Origin of the sequence: Allobosea massiliensis (assembly GCF_042655245.1) — a bacterium.
GTDB lineage: Bacteria > Pseudomonadota > Alphaproteobacteria > Rhizobiales > Beijerinckiaceae > Allobosea > Allobosea massiliensis.
Window position 1 is genome coordinate 1 of sequence record NZ_JBHSLU010000048.1, and the last position, 15387, is coordinate 15387.

General features: G+C 65.5%; 12 protein-coding genes and 1 pseudogene. 6 read left to right on the top strand and 7 right to left on the bottom strand.

All coding sequences use genetic code 11. The features are described 5' to 3' along the window. Window positions 1–499: 499 nt before the first annotated feature. Window positions 500–1280, top strand: a pseudogene (gene istA, locus ACFPN9_RS15760) (IS21 family transposase); the annotation flags it as partial. 298 nt (window positions 1281–1578) lie between these two features. Continuing rightward, a complete protein-coding gene (locus ACFPN9_RS15765) occupies window positions 1579–2121 on the top strand; it encodes a hypothetical protein (RefSeq protein ID WP_066721980.1) in 543 nt (180 codons plus the stop codon). Between the two features lie 95 nt (window positions 2122–2216). Here ACFPN9_RS15765 and ACFPN9_RS15770 read toward each other — a convergent pair whose 3' ends face one another. The 6 genes from ACFPN9_RS15770 to ACFPN9_RS15795 all read right to left on the bottom strand — a co-directional run bounded on the left by ACFPN9_RS15770 (window position 2217) and on the right by ACFPN9_RS15795 (window position 9350). Further along, the gene (locus ACFPN9_RS15770; protein WP_066721978.1) at window positions 2217–2543 is read right to left on the bottom strand and encodes a DUF736 domain-containing protein; all 327 of its coding nucleotides are present in this window, start codon (window positions 2541–2543) and stop codon (window positions 2217–2219) included. A gap of 705 nt (window positions 2544–3248) precedes the next feature. Next, entirely contained in the window at window positions 3249–3404 is a 156-nt protein-coding gene (locus ACFPN9_RS15775) for a hypothetical protein (protein ID WP_156446573.1), read from the bottom strand. Window positions 3405–3643: 239 nt separating this feature from the next. Further along, entirely contained in the window at window positions 3644–4570 is a 927-nt protein-coding gene (locus ACFPN9_RS15780) for a DUF2493 domain-containing protein (protein ID WP_066721989.1), read from the bottom strand. A gap of 338 nt (window positions 4571–4908) precedes the next feature. Continuing rightward, a complete protein-coding gene (locus ACFPN9_RS15785; RefSeq protein WP_066721976.1) occupies window positions 4909–5907 on the bottom strand; it encodes a DUF7146 domain-containing protein in 999 nt (332 codons plus the stop codon). 63 nt (window positions 5908–5970) lie between these two features. Further along, on the bottom strand, window positions 5971–8004 hold the full coding sequence (locus ACFPN9_RS15790; RefSeq protein WP_066721974.1) for a ParB/RepB/Spo0J family partition protein: 2034 nt from the start codon (window positions 8002–8004) through the stop codon (window positions 5971–5973). Window positions 8005–8156: 152 nt separating this feature from the next. After that, window positions 8157–9350 (bottom strand): hypothetical protein, encoded by a 1194-nt coding sequence (locus ACFPN9_RS15795; RefSeq protein WP_066721972.1) that lies wholly within the window; start codon window positions 9348–9350, stop codon window positions 8157–8159. Between the two features lie 846 nt (window positions 9351–10196). On the opposite strand from ACFPN9_RS15795, the gene ACFPN9_RS15800 reads away from it, so the two are divergent. Continuing rightward, entirely contained in the window at window positions 10197–11027 is an 831-nt protein-coding gene (locus ACFPN9_RS15800; RefSeq protein ID WP_066721970.1) for a hypothetical protein, read from the top strand. Between the two features lie 217 nt (window positions 11028–11244). After that, window positions 11245–12018: a SprT-like domain-containing protein gene (locus ACFPN9_RS15805; RefSeq protein WP_245282271.1), complete on the top strand. Its 774-nt coding sequence runs from the start codon at window positions 11245–11247 to the stop codon at window positions 12016–12018. Between the two features lie 1366 nt (window positions 12019–13384). On the opposite strand, the gene ACFPN9_RS15810 is transcribed toward ACFPN9_RS15805, so the two are convergent. Further along, window positions 13385–13900 carry a CYTH domain-containing protein gene (locus ACFPN9_RS15810; RefSeq protein WP_066721966.1) on the bottom strand — a complete coding sequence of 172 codons (516 nt, stop codon included), beginning with the start codon at window positions 13898–13900 and terminating at the stop codon, window positions 13385–13387. 264 nt (window positions 13901–14164) lie between these two features. Here ACFPN9_RS15810 and ACFPN9_RS15815 point away from each other — a divergent pair, with 264 nt between their 5' ends. Continuing rightward, a complete protein-coding gene (locus ACFPN9_RS15815; RefSeq protein WP_066721964.1) occupies window positions 14165–15007 on the top strand; it encodes a P-loop NTPase family protein in 843 nt (280 codons plus the stop codon). Further along, window positions 15000–15383 carry a hypothetical protein gene (locus ACFPN9_RS15820; RefSeq protein WP_066721962.1) on the top strand — a complete coding sequence of 128 codons (384 nt, stop codon included), beginning with the start codon at window positions 15000–15002 and terminating at the stop codon, window positions 15381–15383. Before ACFPN9_RS15815 ends, ACFPN9_RS15820 begins: the two co-directional genes overlap by 8 nt. Window positions 15384–15387 lie beyond the last annotated feature (4 nt).

Consider the following 15387-nt stretch of genomic DNA (forward strand, 5'->3'; position numbering starts at 1 on the left):
GGGGATCTCTCGGTTCAGGGTTGGCGTTCACAACCCAAACCTAACCGGCAATCGCCGGTGACCACCGTCAGCTACACCACGCTATGGGACACGACCGGCGATCACGGTCATGCTCGGCACGAGCGATATCGGTCCAGGTCATCGGAAACCCCATTTGATTCAGCACCAAACGGCAATCACAACCTGCTAATATCGCTCAATTCCTTTTAAATCGGGCTCTCAGGAAATCGCTGTGGCGGTACGGTCACACGGAAGCGATCGTTACAGACCGTTTGCCGTCCTACGACGCGGCCCTGAAGCACGTTGGAGCCATCGAAAACGGGAAACCGGCCGCTAGTTGAACAACCGGGCCGAGAATTCGCACCAGCCGTTTCGACGACGAGAACGGGTGTGCATGGCGGTGAGAAAACCATCCAGTGAAGCGCCGGCGCTTGTGCGGGCGCGGGCGGCGTAAAATCCGTCCGCTGGCTAGTCTGATCCTTTTTTGGGGTCGGCGAGGATGTTCGCTGTGGCGGTCTACGCGGCGGTTCGCGATTTCGTTTTCAACCAGAAGCAGAGCCGGCGGGAAGCAGCTCGCGTGTTCGGGCTGAGCCGCGATCGATAAGATGTGCCGGTTCTCGATCCCGTCGGGCTACACGCGCACGAAGCCGGTCGAGAAGCCGAAGCTCGGTCCGCTGCTGCCGGTGATCGAGGCGATCCTTGATGAGGATCGGGCGTCTCCGGTGAAGCAGCGTCATACGGCGAAGCGGATCTTCGAGCGGCTTCGGGACGAGCACGGCTTTACCGGCGGCTACACGGTGGTGAAGGACCATGTGCGGCTTTGCCGGGCGCAGGGCCGCGAGACCTTCGTTCCGCTGGCGCATCCGCCCAGGCACGCCCATGTCGATTTTGGCGAGGCGACCGCGGTGATTGGCGGTGTGCGGTAGAAGATCCACTTCTTCTGCCTGGACCTGCCACAGTCGGACGGCTGCTTCGTGAAGGCCTATTCGCGGGAGACGACGGAAGCGTTCCTGGACGGTCACGTCTCGGCTTTTGGCTTCTTCGGCGGTGTGCCGCTGTCGATCCTCTATGACAACACGCGTATTGCGGTGGTGAAGATCTGTGGCGATGGCCGGCGCGAGCGGACGCGGGCCTTCACCGAGTTGGTGAGCCACTACCTGTTCCGGGACCGGTTCGGGCGCCCGGGCAAGGGCAACGACAAGGGCAAGGTCGAAGGGCTGGTGAAGTACGCCCGCTCGAACTTCATGACGCCGATCCCGGTGGCGGCGACCGCTGCGGCGTGATTCAAGCTTGGGATGTGGACCCGAGCGAGCCGTGGCCGGATGGCTGGATTTGAGAAACGCGCGAAGCGCTAACGCCACAGCCGGCACTGCCGGCTCTTGACGTGGACCTGCGGGAACCAGCCCGTCCACATGATCTGCGCTAGGGCGCGGGCGCCTCGATAGGTGCACAGGTGTGAAAAATTTAACTTAATTTATTTTGACCTGATATAATTCGATTTGATGCGATATGATGTTATATGTGAGAGCATGCCTATGGGCGTGGTTTGTTGCAATCGGCGGGGATGAAGGCAGGGGAATGGCGAAGCGGTCGGTGATCAGTGATGTGAATCTGCTGCAAGGAGCAGAAGCGATCGCGGCCGATATGCAGGGACCGGACGGGCAGCGCCTGAAGCTGGCGAGGGTCATCGACGTCCATCTCGGCTGGTTCGAGCAGGCTCGTCGCCGCGGCCTGGAATGGAACGACATCGTCGCGCTGCTGTTCCGTGCGGGTGCGACCCGAAGCGATGGACGCCCGCTGTCGCGGGGACATCTGCAATCGCTGGTCTGGCGCAAGCAACCTGCTGAGCGGCAGGCGGCGGGCCAGACGGCGGAGCACCAATATTTAGTGCCTGCATCCCCGAAACAGCCAGCCCGGCTGGAGCCATCGCGCAGGAACTCCGAGCCCGCCCTCGGTCGAGGCAAACGGCAACCCGCGAAGCCAACGAACGCCAGTCCCGCCACTTTGCGCGAGCAGCCGGAACGCGTGACCGACGTCGCCGAAAAGAGCGACGCGCAGCCGGAGGGGGATGCGCTGCTCGCCTATATGAAACGTGCCGCCCGGCTCCGGCGGGACGAATAACTGCCGGAGCGGCAGCGCCGCCCGGCTCATTCCACTCTTGCGGCCTGAATGACGACGCCCCGCCGGAAGCGTCCGGCGGGGCGTCGTCGGTGGTCTCATTCGCCGTTGCGGCGGCTGGGGCGGGACCAGATCAGGCTGTAGCTCTCGCCGTCCTCGTCGTCGAAGAGGTTGGCGAAGATCGGGGCGGTGAAGCTGGGATCGTCGAGCTTGAGCCCGAGATAATCGCGGCCTTCGCTGGAGCGCTTGGACCAGGCGGCACCGATTTCGGCGCGGCCGACGAAGACGCGGTGGCTGGGAGCGTTCTCCCCGGTGACGCGGGTCTCCGGGACGATGCGGACACCTTTGGCCTGGACGCTGAGGGTGACAATGTCGCCGGCGAACTCGTTGGTAGCGGTCTGTTTGAAGGTGCCGATGGTGGCCATGGTGGTTCTCCTTGATGTCTGCTTCGAGCCCGCACCGTTGCGGCCTCGATGGCGATCGGCAGGCCGAAGGCGAGCGCCGGCGCACCCCCGACAGGGGGCCTGACAGCAGAGGAGGAAGTTTCTTGTTTCGCGAGGAATGAGGGGTTCGGGGTCCCCGCGCGACCTGTCGCGTGGGGTGGCCCCTCAGGGGAAGAAAGTTTCGACGGAGCTGTTGCGCCTGAGGCGGTCGAGGCGCCAGCCGTCCTTCGGCCAGATCAGCCCATTGGAGAGGCCGTTTCGGAGCGCGCGACTGGCGGGTCAAGGAGAAGCTGGCCGGGCCCGGCGGGTTCGGGTGACCGGCACCGGGGCTCGCCGGCTGCCGGTTCGCCCTTATCACGTCGGGGCTGTGAAGCGCGATCATCGTGAGGCGTTCCGACGGGAATGCTCCCGCTTCGCCTGCCTCAGTCCGACCGGGGTGATGATGACGCCCGGCGCCAAACGCTCTGCGCGGCCTGGGTGAGCGGCAGTCGTCGATCCGGTTTTCCGGCCGACCTGCCCGTCTTCGACGATGAGGTGACGGGATCGGCTGTTCCGCGTTCGCCTGACGGAGCCAAGGCGGGCAGCACGCCTGCCCAACCGAACATCTCCGGCGGGGAATCGCCATTGTCGGCTGAACAGGACGACGCCGGCCGCGGCGGTGCGACCGGCCGCAAGACAGGAGGGAGCTTACGCTTCCTCCTCCTTCTGGAGTCGCGCGACCTCTGCAAGCAAGGCTTCGAGGCGTTGCAGGGTCGCAGCGCGCTCCCGGCGGGTGAGGATGCACTCGGCGAGTTCCGCGCGCAGCTCGGCGATGTCGGCGTGGATGTCGAAGAAATTGGTCATGGTGAACCTCCGTTGTCTCGATGACGCAGGTCGCCGACCAGGTGTTGGAGGATCGGGTCAGGGATCGCGCAGCGACCGGCCTGCCGGCGGGCGGGGGAGCCGATTTTGGTCCGGCTTCGCCGGATCGCAAAATTGGGGGGACCGCTCGTCCTTGACGCGAGCCGCCTGCCGGTAAGATCGCGGTAACAGAGAGAAGGACGGCCTAGCTCGGCGCTGGGGCCGGGCTCCATACGCTCGTCTCAGTCGCCGCCAAATCTCCAGACGGGGATACCGAGCTTCTTCGCCTTGTCGGCGAGATTGTCCTGGATGCCGGTGCCGGGGAAGATCAGGACGCCCACGGGCAGGATGTCCAGCATGGCGTCGTTGCGCCGGAAAGGCGCTGCCCGGCCATGCCGCGTCCAGTCGGGCGCGAAGCCGATCTGCGGCACCTTGCGATGGTCGGCCCAGCAGGCGGCGATCCGCTCCGCGCCCTTGGCCGATTTGCCGTGCAGCAGCACCATGTCGGGATATTTGGCATGGACGCGATCGAGCGCATCCCAGATCAGGTGGTGATCGTTGCAATCGAGCCCGCCCGTGAAGGCGATTTTTGGCCCGGCGGGCAGGAGCACTTCCCGTTCGGCACGCTTTCGCGCCATCAGGAAGTCGCGGCTGTCGATCATCGCCGCGGTCAGGGTCTTGTGGTTGACCATCGAACCGGTACGCGGGCGCCAGGGCGTGCCGATATGGCGCTCGTAGTGAGCAGCGGCCTCGTTCCGCATGGTCTCGAAGGCGTCGCGACGCTCGATCAAGTTCTGCGCGTCGACGAGCAGGCGTTCGAGGATGACGGATTGCACTTCGCTGCCGTCCTGTTCTGCCTGGGTGCGACGCTGCGTCTGCTCGTTGCGGTCGAGCTCGCGCTCGATCCGACCGGTGGCCCTGTGGAAGAGCTGGACCGCCGACCAGAGCAGATCGTCGAGTTCCGGTTCGAGGCGGCTGTCGCCGAGTGTGCCGGCGAGCGCATCGAAGATCTCGGTGACGGCACCAGTGAGGTCGGCCTCGTCCGGCAGCGGGCGCGGATCGGGCTCGTCGGGACGCGGATGGTAGCCGTAGAGTTGCAGGCCGGTCAGGACCTGTGCGGTCGGGGATGAGGCGTGCGGTTCGTGGTGATGGTCCGGATCGCGGGGCATCGGCGTGGTCTCCTTCGTCGGGCTGGCCGCGCCCTTGCGGCCTTCGCGGCGACGGATAAGCCCACGGGACGGGCGGGCCGGCAGCCCTCGCCTTGCGAGGGCCTCGATGGCCAAGGCCGGCGATTTTGCTTCGCGATGGAACGCGCGGGCCTGCCCGCGCGCCGGAAAATCGTCGGCCGCGGCCATTGCCTGGCCGACCGACTTGTGGGCCGATCGCCCTCCCGAAGGCCGGGCGCGGCCTCATCGACGTGAGACAACGTGGGGCGTGACGGCCACACCGCCGCCCGTCTTCCTCCCTTTCCGGATTAGCCTGCCGGGATCAGGAACCGGCTGACATCCTAAGGCGCGAGTTGAAGGCGCAGCCATGCCCTGAGCGCGGCCTGGCCGAACTGCAGCAAATCCTCGTTGAAATCCCGCTGCCGCGGCGAGAGCACCACGGTCTCGAGGCCGGCGCTCGTCGCCCGCCCGCTCAGTCGGTCGCAGGCTGCGCTGCCGGCCGGATCGCGATCGCGCAGGATATAAAGACGGCGCAGTCCCTGCGGAAACAGGATGGCGGCGAGATGCGCGGCCGAGCCGGCGGCCAGCATCGGCATGCGCGGCAGAACGGAGCGCGCCGAGAGCACCGTCTCGATACCTTCACCGGCTGCGAGCACGTCGCTGGCAACGCCGAAACGGACGGCATGGGCGAGCAGATCACCCATGGCCCGTCGCGGCGTGCCGACCGACGCCTTGCCGAAACCGTCGCGTGCCAGCCACGTGCGATGCAGGCCGGTGATCCGGCCGTCCAGATCGATGACGGCGGCGATCAGCGCCGGCCAGGTCTCGGTCGGCGCGCTCGCATCGGGGCGATAGTAGCAGCGCGGATGGAAGCGCAGGCTCGGCAGATCGGTCTGATCGGCGATCCCGCGCCGATGCAGATAGGTTTGTGCCAACGTGCCGGCGATCGGTTGCGACATGGCGAAGAGCCGCCGGGCCGCCGCGGGCGAGCCAGGCTGGGCGGCGCGATCGGCATGCCGCTCCGGTTCCGGATGGGGCAGGCTGAGGAAACGTCGCGCCTCCTCGGCAACGTCGCGGAAGTCGATGAGCCCGTGCGCCTCGCGGATCAGGTCGAGCAGGTCACCATGTTCGCCAGTGGCGGCATCGCTCCAGCGGCCTGCGGCACCGCGACCGGTTTCGGAACCGACGAGACGGACGAAGAGCGAGCGACCCGGCGTATTGCGGATATCGCCGACGAGCCAGTAGCGACCGCAGCATCGGCCGCTGGAGAGATAATGGCGGCAGACCGCCTCGGCGCGCTGGCCGAGGCGGCGCGCCAGATCCTGCGGGGATTGCGCCATGACGACACCTCGACGAGGAAAAGGCCCGCCGTTGCCGGCGGGCCGATCGGATGTTCGGGACGGTCATTCGGCGGCGATGAGCGTTGTCGAAACCCGGTCGTCATCGGAAACGCGCGTGTCGCATGCTCCGGTTTCGTCCGCGCCGTCAGCAGAATCCGGTGTGCGCAACGGCTCCGGCAACCAGCCGGTTTCGGCCAGCAGAGTCTCGGCCTCGGCGGCCATGTCGCCCTTCTTCAGATGCGCTATACGGTCGGCCGCGCGCTGGCCCTTCGCCTCGCCCACCGCCTGCAGGATGCGAGCTTTGGTGACGCGGCCGAGGAAGTTCTCCACGGTCGGTCGCCAGCCCGCTGTCGCCATGTCGAGAGCGACGGCGCCGGCCAGACTGTCGGCATGAGCGAGCGCCCGCGGCCGGCGGTTCCACGGCTCGTGCACGGCGTTGACCGAGAGGCTGACGATATGGGCGAAAAGGCCGGCCTGACTATCACCATCCCACGACTGCAAGGCGTCCCAAAGGTCGCTTGCGTCCTTCGGAAGCGCATTGGCCCAGTTGTCGTGCCGCACGCGGATCGCTTCCGCCGAGGCGCTGTCGTTCAGGCCCGGCGCCTGGGAGCTGAAGGCGACGCTCTTCAGGTCGAGCTCCAGGCAACTCTCCGAGGCGTAACGGTAGAACACCTTGAGCGTCAGAGCGTGCAACGCCGCGATGAAGGCGACGTCCGGGCGATCGCCGAGCGCCTGGCGCAAGGCGAGCGTGCGATGCGAGGTCAGTTCTGTCAGGAGCCGATCCCAGATCGGTGAAAGGCCCTCGTCTTCTTCCGGGTCCGTTTCCTCGACCTCGACGGCGACAGTGGCGTCGCCGCCGCGCTGAGCGGCGGCAGCCCGAACGGCGTTCGCCTCGGTGTCGTCGGCGTCAGGCTCGATCGGCACCTCATCCTCAGGACGAACATAGCCGCGCTCGACCTGCAGCCGCCCGTCATGGGCGATGCTGATGAAGGCGCCGGCGCGGGCGATCTCGACCGGATCGAAGACGAGCGGCCGGCTCTCGAACGCTTCGAGCGCCGTTTCCAGTTCGCTCAGACGCTCGTCGACTTCGCCGGGCAACTCGTCTGCGCTCGAATACGCGCCCGAGAGGCTGCCATATTCGGTCTGGAGGGCGTTGCGGGTCGCTTCCTCCTCGGCCGTGAGCGCAACGGTCTCGCCGCGCAGCCGGCGCAGGCCGAAATTATGGCCGTAGGCGAATTCCGGCGCGACCTCGATCCATCTCCAGCCCTCGGCGGCGATCGTCCCGGTCTCGGCCTTCAGCTTCTCGGCGACCATGCGATCGACCAGCGCGACATCCTGCAGCCAGCCGCCATCATCGCCCTGGAACAGGTCGCGCAGCACGGTGCCACCCGCGGCCTCGTAAGCCTCCACGCCGATGAACTGCGCTCGCTTGTCCGAAGCGCGGACCGCGCCTTCCGTCAACATCCTGCGGATGACATAGGGCTGCCTGCCATGGCCATGCTGGAGCCGCTCGAACACCTGCTCCTGACGCTCAGGATCGCCGGAGACGGTGAAAGCCATGAGCTGGTCGAGCGTCATGCCGTCTTCGGCATAGATATCGAGCAGCACCGGCGAGACCGAGGCCAACTTCAGGCGCTGCTTCACCACGTTGACCGAGACGAAAAAGGCGGCAGCGATCTCCTCCTCGGACTGGCCTTTCTCGCGCAGCGTCAGGAAGGCCCGGAACTGGTCGAGCGGATGGAGCGGCGCGCGCTGGACGTTCTCCGCCAGCGAATCCTCCTCGGCGATGCCGCCCTCGCGGACGATGCAGGGGATGGGTGCGGTCTTGGCGAGGCGCTTCTGCTTCACCAGAAGTTCCAGCGCCCGGTAACGCCGGCCGCCGGCCGGGATCTCGAACAGTCCGGTCTCGATGCCGGCCGCGTCGAGGACGGGCCGGACGCTGAGACCCTGAAGCAGGCCGCGCCGGGCGATATCTTCGGCCAGTTCCTCGATCGAGACGCCGGCCTTGATGCGCCGGACATTCGCCTGGCTCAGCACCAGCCTGTCGAAGGGGATGTCGCGCGAGGGTGAGAGCGTAATCTTCTTCACAGCAGCCATCGAGTTTACTCCGCGACGGGCGGCCTGGTGTCTCTCTCCCGACCTGCGGACCCGTCACGAAGCGAAACGCCGCCCTCTCACTGGAGGGCAGCGCCGCAAACCGACGATCAAGAGAAGCGCGAGCGCGGGAATCCAGGCACAATGCCCAGGGGTCAGCGCGCCTGATCCAGCAGCTTCTTGGCCCGCCCCTCCAGGTTGAGCCGGGCATCCTGATGGGTCTTGTCGCGTGCGACCGCGGTGATCCCTTGCACGAAATCGAACACGCTCTCCGGCGGGCGCCCCTCATCGGCCAGGACCGTTTCGATGATTTTCCCCGTCTCGGCCTTGGAGAAGCCGCGCTTGCGCAGGAAATCGCTGCGATCCTCATCGGTCTTCGCCACGATCTTCTCCCGCGCCGCCTTGATGCCGTTGACGAAGGGAACGGCAGAGGAGTTGGCGAAACGGGTCAGTGCCGGCGCCGCCTCATGGGCAAACCGATTGGCGGCGTATTTGGAGTGGCGGATTGTGATCTCCTGAAAATCCTCGACGCCCCAGAGATTGCGGTTCTGGCAGACGGCGCGCAGATAGAAGCTCGCCATGCCCAGCGTCTTGGCGCCGACCTCCGAGTTCCAGCAATAGAAGCCGCGGAAATAGAGGTCCGGAGAACCGTCGGGCAGCCGGCCGGCCTCAATCGGGTTCATGTCGTCGACCAGGAAGACGAAGACGTCCCGATCGGAGGCGTAGAGCGTCGTGGTGTCCTTGGAGATATCGACACTGGGATGGTAGATGCCGGTCGACCAGTCGAGCACGCCCGGCACCTTCCAGCGCGTGTCGCCGGTGCCGTTACCGGCGATGCGCTGCACGGCCGCGACCAGCTCATGGTCGAAGATTCGGCCGTAATCGGGGCCGGTGGCGGCGCGCAGCTCGACGCGGCCGTCCGCGATCTCCAGCGTCTTGACCTGCTCGGCGCGGTGCGAGGTCAGGCCGTATTGCAGATTGATGGCCGCGAGTGGCGCCGGGAGCTGGCGCAGATAGGACGCCGGCGCGCCGACCAGGCTCGCAAGCTGGCCAAAGCTCCAATGTGTCGGCGCCACCGGCGCATTGGCACCCGGCAGCATCAGCGTCAGCCGCTCCGGATCGTTGCGGCTCGCTTCGACCCGGATCGCGGCGCTCTCGACCGTCCGAGTACGGCTGCGTTCGGTACGCTCGCGCACCGAGGCATGGAGCTCCGTGAGCGACAGATAGCGCTGGTCCGCCGGCCTCGAAAACCACTCTGACGACACCCGGCCGATCCGCTCGCCGCGGCTGGCATCCACCCTGTAGCCGCCGCTCGCGTCGCGGCGGGCGTCGAGCACCTGCATGGTCATGGCACAAACCTCTGACGGGCGCCGGGAGCCTCTCTCCCTGTCTGAAACCCGTCATGGAACGTCCGTCCGACCTCTCACTTTGTCCGGCTCATGCTGCGCGGCACATCGCGGATGAAAGACGCCATCGGCAATGCCGGCCCTGCCATCCTGCTGAAGCCGGTTGACCATGTCCGAGGTCACGCAGGAGGCAAAAAGGTATTCCATTGGCGATAGGCGCGCAACAGATCGCAGATGATCGGACGGATCGATTTGCGCGTTCTGGTTGACCTGTTGTTATCCATTCGGAAAACAGGGCATCCGAGACGCTTGACGTCGTCGATGCCTCGGATCATCTTGGCGAGGTCTGACCGTGCTTTAGGCACCACCAGCGCGAATGACGGCGTCACCCGACGCCGGCTTCGCGGCGGCGCCGGGAGCCGCATTGCAACCCCGGACCAACGGCCAACGATGGCCGTCGCGGGCCAGACCAGCGACCGATAACCAACCGGTCGTGACTGCACTGTGAGTCGGATGTCGTCGACATCCGTTTGAGCCCGGCGGGGCTCCATGGCGGCAGCGGAAACCTCCTCGCGGAGGCCGCTATGCCGCGCGCCCGTCAATCTTCCGTATCGATCGTCTCGTCGCCTGCGCCCATCCGGCCGCCGGCTTCGTACGCGGCCGGCCTTGCGCTCGTCGAGCCGGTCGGTTGCGAGCGCCGGCTGTTCGCAGCCAGCGGCGTCCCGCCATAGCTCGCAAAACCGCGCTTCTGGTGCGCGCGCGACCTCCGCGCCAGCCCCCAAACATCGTCGTGATGCCGATTTTCATCAGGCCAGCGACATGCCTCCAAATAAATCCAGAAGGTGAAACATGAATAACAGGAATAATCTGTTCTCCACCACCAAGATCCCGCTCCCCGAGTCGGTCTCCCAGTCGTTCGAACAGCACACGATCGGGGCTTTCGCTGTTCCCGAGTTGCCTGATGCCCTGCGTGACAGCTTCTCCGCCTGCGAAATGCAGGTGACGGTCGCCGGCGCGATGGGGCGCGATCTCGCCGAGAACCATCTCGGCGATATTCTCGCCCCCCAGCTCCTCGACCAAGGGTCCGTCCTGCGCCGGGTGATGCGCTTCACGGAGCTGACGGTCGATGCCGATGTCTTGCGCGACAAGCTGAACGCTCTTTCTCCGGAAGCTCTTGCTATTCTGCAGAGCAGGATCGGAGCCATGTTCAAAGAATACAGCCCGGTCGAACTCTTCGCCAGCGGCTACCTTCCCGCGATCGACATGCTGCGCGTCGCGGGTCTGGTCGCACCGGTGGGCAAGGCCGCGTGGGGCCTGTGCATTGTCGTGATCGAGGGCGAAAATCCGCTCATCTACGAGATTGATCTGAGCGATCCGCGAGGCTTGCCGGAACCGCCCGAGACGGCCGGTCGGATCGCTGAAGCGCTGGCTTTCGCCGTGCGACGGTGGATGGAACGGGCCAATGCCGGTACGGCTCGCATCATCCTCGATCTGGCTCATTGCCTGGCGCGGTCGACGGGCGAGCGTTACCTGCGCGTTCATCAGAACGATAGCGCCACTCTACTCGTGGATATCCCCATTCAGGCTCTCTGGGGAGATGCCGCTCTCGGCGAATTTGACGGATTGGCGCTCGAAGGCGTCAACGCGCCAATCGCGCCATTTCCGCCGCGCAGGCCCTGAGCGACCGCGACGACGGGTGCGGATGGGGTGGTCGCCGCCGATGGGAGCGCTGGATATTCCACATCCCATCCATGGCAGCGGGGTTAAAGGACCCCGCTGCTCGCGCATTCGGCCGCGACGCCCGTGCGCGTTGCGGCGATGGCCGGACCGAGCGCCCCCACCGGGCAAATCGAGTTAATCCCAAAGTTTTCCCCGCCGACCGCACCATGATTTCGGCATGGCAATCACCCCAGACGATATCGGCACCAACATCGTGCCCACCGATCAACCGGCGCGACCCGGCAATGGCGACCGGATGATGATCTCGGAACTTACGTCGTACGATGCAAAGTCCGGATCCGCCTCGCGCCATGATCCTACGGTTTTGGCTTATGGGCATCTGGTCGCGGCGTATGGATTTTTCAACGAGCATCTCTTTGCCGGTTCGCTACCGGGCTGCCTGATCACGATGCAGCGCAAGAAAGGTGCCCGCGGCTTTTTTCACGGCAGCCGCTTCGGCTCGCGCGATCAGACCGAAATCACGGACGAGATCGCGCTCAATCCAGCAACATTCGCGATGCGGGACGACAAAGGCATCCTGTCGACGCTCGTCCACGAGATGGCCCACCTCTGGCAGCACCATTTCGGAAAACCGCCGAGCACCAGCTATCACAATCGCGAATGGGCAGCGAAGATGGTCGAACTCGGCCTAACCCCCTCGCATACCGGCAAGTCCGGCGGTCGACAGACCGGGCGGCGAGTGACGCACTTCATCCAGCCCGGGGGGCCTTTTGACCGCGTTTGCGAAGCATTGCTGCGCTCCGGCATCCTCGTCGCCTATGTCCAGCGGGGCGACGACGAGAGGGGCGAGACGGTCCGCGCCAAAAAGACCGCCAGCAAGACCCGTTACACCTGCACCGGCTGCGGACTGAACATCTGGGGCAAGCCCGCGATCCGCGTGATTTGCGAAAGCTGCCGCCGGCCGCTGCTTCCTTCGTCATCGCACGTCTGAGGTCCATCATGCCCGATCACAATAAGCCCAAAGACGCCCCAGATCACATCGAAGTCCTGCTACGGATTCAGCTCTGGCTCCTCGGGTCTCGCGGAGAGCCCTTCGCGATCTTCGATCCAGCACTGATCGATGAAGCGGGCGAAAGCGAGGTGCGCGATCTTATCCGGCTGATGCCGACTGAAGAATTCGTCTTACTGGCGGTATCGACGAAGTCGCTGCCGGCGCTATTGCCGTTCCTGGCTCCGGACCACCGCGCGATGTTTCAGGCCGGGCGCCCGCTGGTGATCGCGCCGGTCGCGGTGGAGGACCGCGAGGCGAACGCCGCGCACCGTCCTCCCGATACCGAGCCCGTCAAGGCCGCCAAGGCCGCACTCGAGACGCAAGCCTTCCGGCTTGTTACGGCTCAGAAGGCCGCCGAACTCGCCCGAAACAACCAGGCCCGCCTGCTGACCGCCGCAGAAGCAAACGAACGGGCGAAAGAGGCGATCGGCGAAGCTGTCTGGCGTGAAGGTTCCGACCCGAACGGCAGCCGCAAGATCGGTCGCGTGGAGGGATTGATCGACCGTGGGCGGCGTTTGGCGGCAGAGTTCTTCGGCGTCGACAATGCCCGCGATGTCGGCAAGGCCGAGACCGTTCGTGTTGCCAACCGGTTGGGGGAGAGCCTGCCGGGCTCCGCAGAGCGCAGGGAGATTGTTGCGACGCTCGAACGCGATCATCGCGAGCAGGCTGGCGGGCTGGCCGATCACGAACTCCGTGCAAGGGCGCATGAGGGGGCGATGGGGCGCTGGTCGGGCTCAGTGCGCGAAGGTGCGCCGATCGAATTCGCGGACGGCCTCGACGTGGCGAACGGTATCGCGACGCGGCAGTCGGCTCCCACGCTGATGCGCGTCGCGATCGACGGCGATCTCAATCCGGGCGAGGTGCACCGGAATCTCGAAACGATGAGCGAATCCTTCGAGGTCGGCCGGCTGATCGGGCGCTTGAGCCGCGGGCGCTCGATCGAACTGAAGCCGGAACAGGCCAAAATCCTGGTGCAGTCGCTGGATGTTTTCGCCAGTCAGGTTCATGGCTCGGGCGAGCCGGAGACGGAAGCCGATGGATGCGCCTGGTATCTCGCCGATGCGGCGCTGCGCTGCCACGATCTCGGGTTCTGGAACAGGACGATCGCGCGCATCCTCGAGACCGGCGCCGCCGAGACGATCGAGCCCTCCGCTCAAAGGTGAGACCATCCAGCTGAAACCGTTCGCAACTGTGCGACGCAGTTGCCCCGGGGCACGTAAGCTTTTGGGAGCGCCATAAGGGACATCACGGCGGCCGGTTGAAATCGGGCGATTGCGTCATTTGATCTTGAGCACAATCAATGGCCTCAGCGCCTTGCGATGTCGATCGGCGCCGAGGCGCGCGCAGAGAGTGCCCGGCGCGCCTTCAGCATGTTGATCTTCTTGAACTCGGGGCGGTCCGTGATTTCTTCGCCTGCCCATTCCGGAATTGCGAAGACTTGTTCGCCGTGATCGAGCTCAACCTCGGCGATAATCACGCCCGCAAGCAAACCCTCGTAGACATCGACTTCCCAATCAAAGCCTCCAAACGGTACGTGATGGCGGGTTTTTTCGATTGTATCGGCGCCGCAGTGGAGCGCGAGCATTTCCAGGGCATGCTCAATGGGGATCTCGTACTCGAACTCGGCGCGGCGCCCGCGCTCCTGCCGGGATTTCACCGTCAGGGTGGCGCGGTCCTCATAAAGCCGAACCCGGACTTTTCGCCCGTCGCTGGCGGCCACAATCCCATCACGCAGGCGCGCACTTCTAACGACGGCGCGACGCCAGGCGTCGTTCCTGGTCAGAAATCTGCGCTCGATCTCTACAGGCACCCGCACCTCCATTTCGATCGCTCAGCTGAGAAGATACATTCTGGCTCTTCGAGAAGCAGCACCGAAACGGACCGACATGACCTCCCAGTTCCGGAAGGGGTAGGAGTTTATAGCAGTTCGAAACGTTGAGGCGCCCCAGATGTCCTCGTCGATGACGAGGCGTGTGAAATTCGACACCGCGCGCGTTCTCCCGCGAGTTAATCCCAAAGCCGGGAATTCTGCGGCTGCGATGATCCTCCCTGTCGACGTCATCCCGACCCGACAGGAAGGATCAATATGGCTCGCTCGAAACAGGAACTCATCAGCGGCATGGCGATGCCGCATCTCATCATCGTCGCGAACGAGAAGGGCGGCCAGGGCAAGAGCCTGGCCGCGCTCGCGGTTGCCGATCATGCCTACCTGCACGAAGCCCCACTCGGGGTCGCGCAGGTGGATGCGCAGCACCGGCTCGCCCATGCGCTCGGGCGCAACGTCTTGACGATCGCGCCGGTTGCGAAGGACGCGCGGCGCGATCCCGCCGCCGAGGCGCGATCGTTCACCCCGCTCTATACCATGATCGAAAAGGCCGCTGGACGCGGCGCCAGCGTGCTGATCGACACCGGAGCCAACCAGGCGACGCGGTTGGCGCACTGGAGCGGCCTGGTCGATCTCGCAGAAGATCTGGCGCAATGGAAAGTCAAGACCACGCTGATCGTGCCCTATGTCGCCGAAGCGGAGGGCATGCGGCAGGCGGCCCAGACGGCCACCCTTCTGCTGGACCGGATCCCGCAGGCCCGGCTCGTGCTGGTTGAGAACGAACGGGACGGATTGTTCACCAACCTCCATCCGGCATCGGATGCCGCCGGTGTGCATCGTACGATGATCGCGCCCCTGAAAGCGCAGGCGACGACCTTGCGGATGCCGGCGATCGAGGCCGGCTCCTGGAGGCCCTTCGAAGCGGCGCGTTGCCGGTTCGTTCAGGTTGCTCAGATGCCCGTCGAGAAGGTGATGACCGTGACCGGCTTGCCCCGCCCGGAAGCGAAGATCGTGCGCGGCGACGTTGCCGGCTGGACCGCGACCGTCTTCGAAGAGCTCGATCGCGTGCTGCCCTGGAGCAAGCGCGGAGGCGGGCATGGTTGAGCGGCGCGGAGCCTTCGAGCGGGCAGCGAAACTCGCCTCGACCGAGAGACGCGAGGGGGAGCAGGACCTGGTGCAGCGTCTCGCCGACGATTTCCGGCAGGACCCGGGCGCGTTCGATCCGCGCCGGCTGTCCTATCTCAGCACGCTGGGCTGGGTCGACCTCCTGAAGACGCTGGAGATTTCTCCGGCCGGGGGCAAGAGGCCCTTCCTGGGCGGCTTGGCCGATAACCCGCAGTCGGATCAGTGGCCGGCTTCCGGATGGGCGAGCCTGCGCCGGCCGGAACGGTCGGCCTGGCTCGCCGGTGTCGCGTCCGGCACCGGGTTCGGAATTGTCGTCCTCTTCTTCGCCTTCCTCGTGAGCCTCGCGTTCGGCTGACAGC

Excerpts from the sequence above, each read along its gene's own strand:
- ACFPN9_RS15795 (WP_066721972.1), bottom strand. The coding sequence starts at position 9,350 with ATGACCATGCAGGTGCTCGACGCCCGCCGCGACGCGAGCGGCGGCTAC.
- ACFPN9_RS15790 (WP_066721974.1), bottom strand. The coding sequence starts at position 8,004 with ATGGCTGCTGTGAAGAAGATTACGCTCTCACCCTCGCGCGACATCCCC.
- ACFPN9_RS15815 (WP_066721964.1), top strand. The coding sequence starts at position 14,165 with ATGGCTCGCTCGAAACAGGAACTCATCAGCGGCATGGCGATGCCGCAT.
- ACFPN9_RS15805 (WP_245282271.1), top strand. The coding sequence starts at position 11,245 with ATGGCAATCACCCCAGACGATATCGGCACCAACATCGTGCCCACCGAT.
- ACFPN9_RS15765 (WP_066721980.1), top strand. The coding sequence starts at position 1,579 with ATGGCGAAGCGGTCGGTGATCAGTGATGTGAATCTGCTGCAAGGAGCA.
- ACFPN9_RS15775 (WP_156446573.1), bottom strand. The coding sequence starts at position 3,404 with ATGACCAATTTCTTCGACATCCACGCCGACATCGCCGAGCTGCGCGCG.
- ACFPN9_RS15780 (WP_066721989.1), bottom strand. The coding sequence starts at position 4,570 with ATGCCCCGCGATCCGGACCATCACCACGAACCGCACGCCTCATCCCCG.
- ACFPN9_RS15800 (WP_066721970.1), top strand. The coding sequence starts at position 10,197 with ATGAATAACAGGAATAATCTGTTCTCCACCACCAAGATCCCGCTCCCC.
- ACFPN9_RS15820 (WP_066721962.1), top strand. The coding sequence starts at position 15,000 with ATGGTTGAGCGGCGCGGAGCCTTCGAGCGGGCAGCGAAACTCGCCTCG.
- ACFPN9_RS15770 (WP_066721978.1), bottom strand. The coding sequence starts at position 2,543 with ATGGCCACCATCGGCACCTTCAAACAGACCGCTACCAACGAGTTCGCC.
- ACFPN9_RS15785 (WP_066721976.1), bottom strand. The coding sequence starts at position 5,907 with ATGGCGCAATCCCCGCAGGATCTGGCGCGCCGCCTCGGCCAGCGCGCC.
- ACFPN9_RS15810 (WP_066721966.1), bottom strand. The coding sequence starts at position 13,900 with ATGGAGGTGCGGGTGCCTGTAGAGATCGAGCGCAGATTTCTGACCAGG.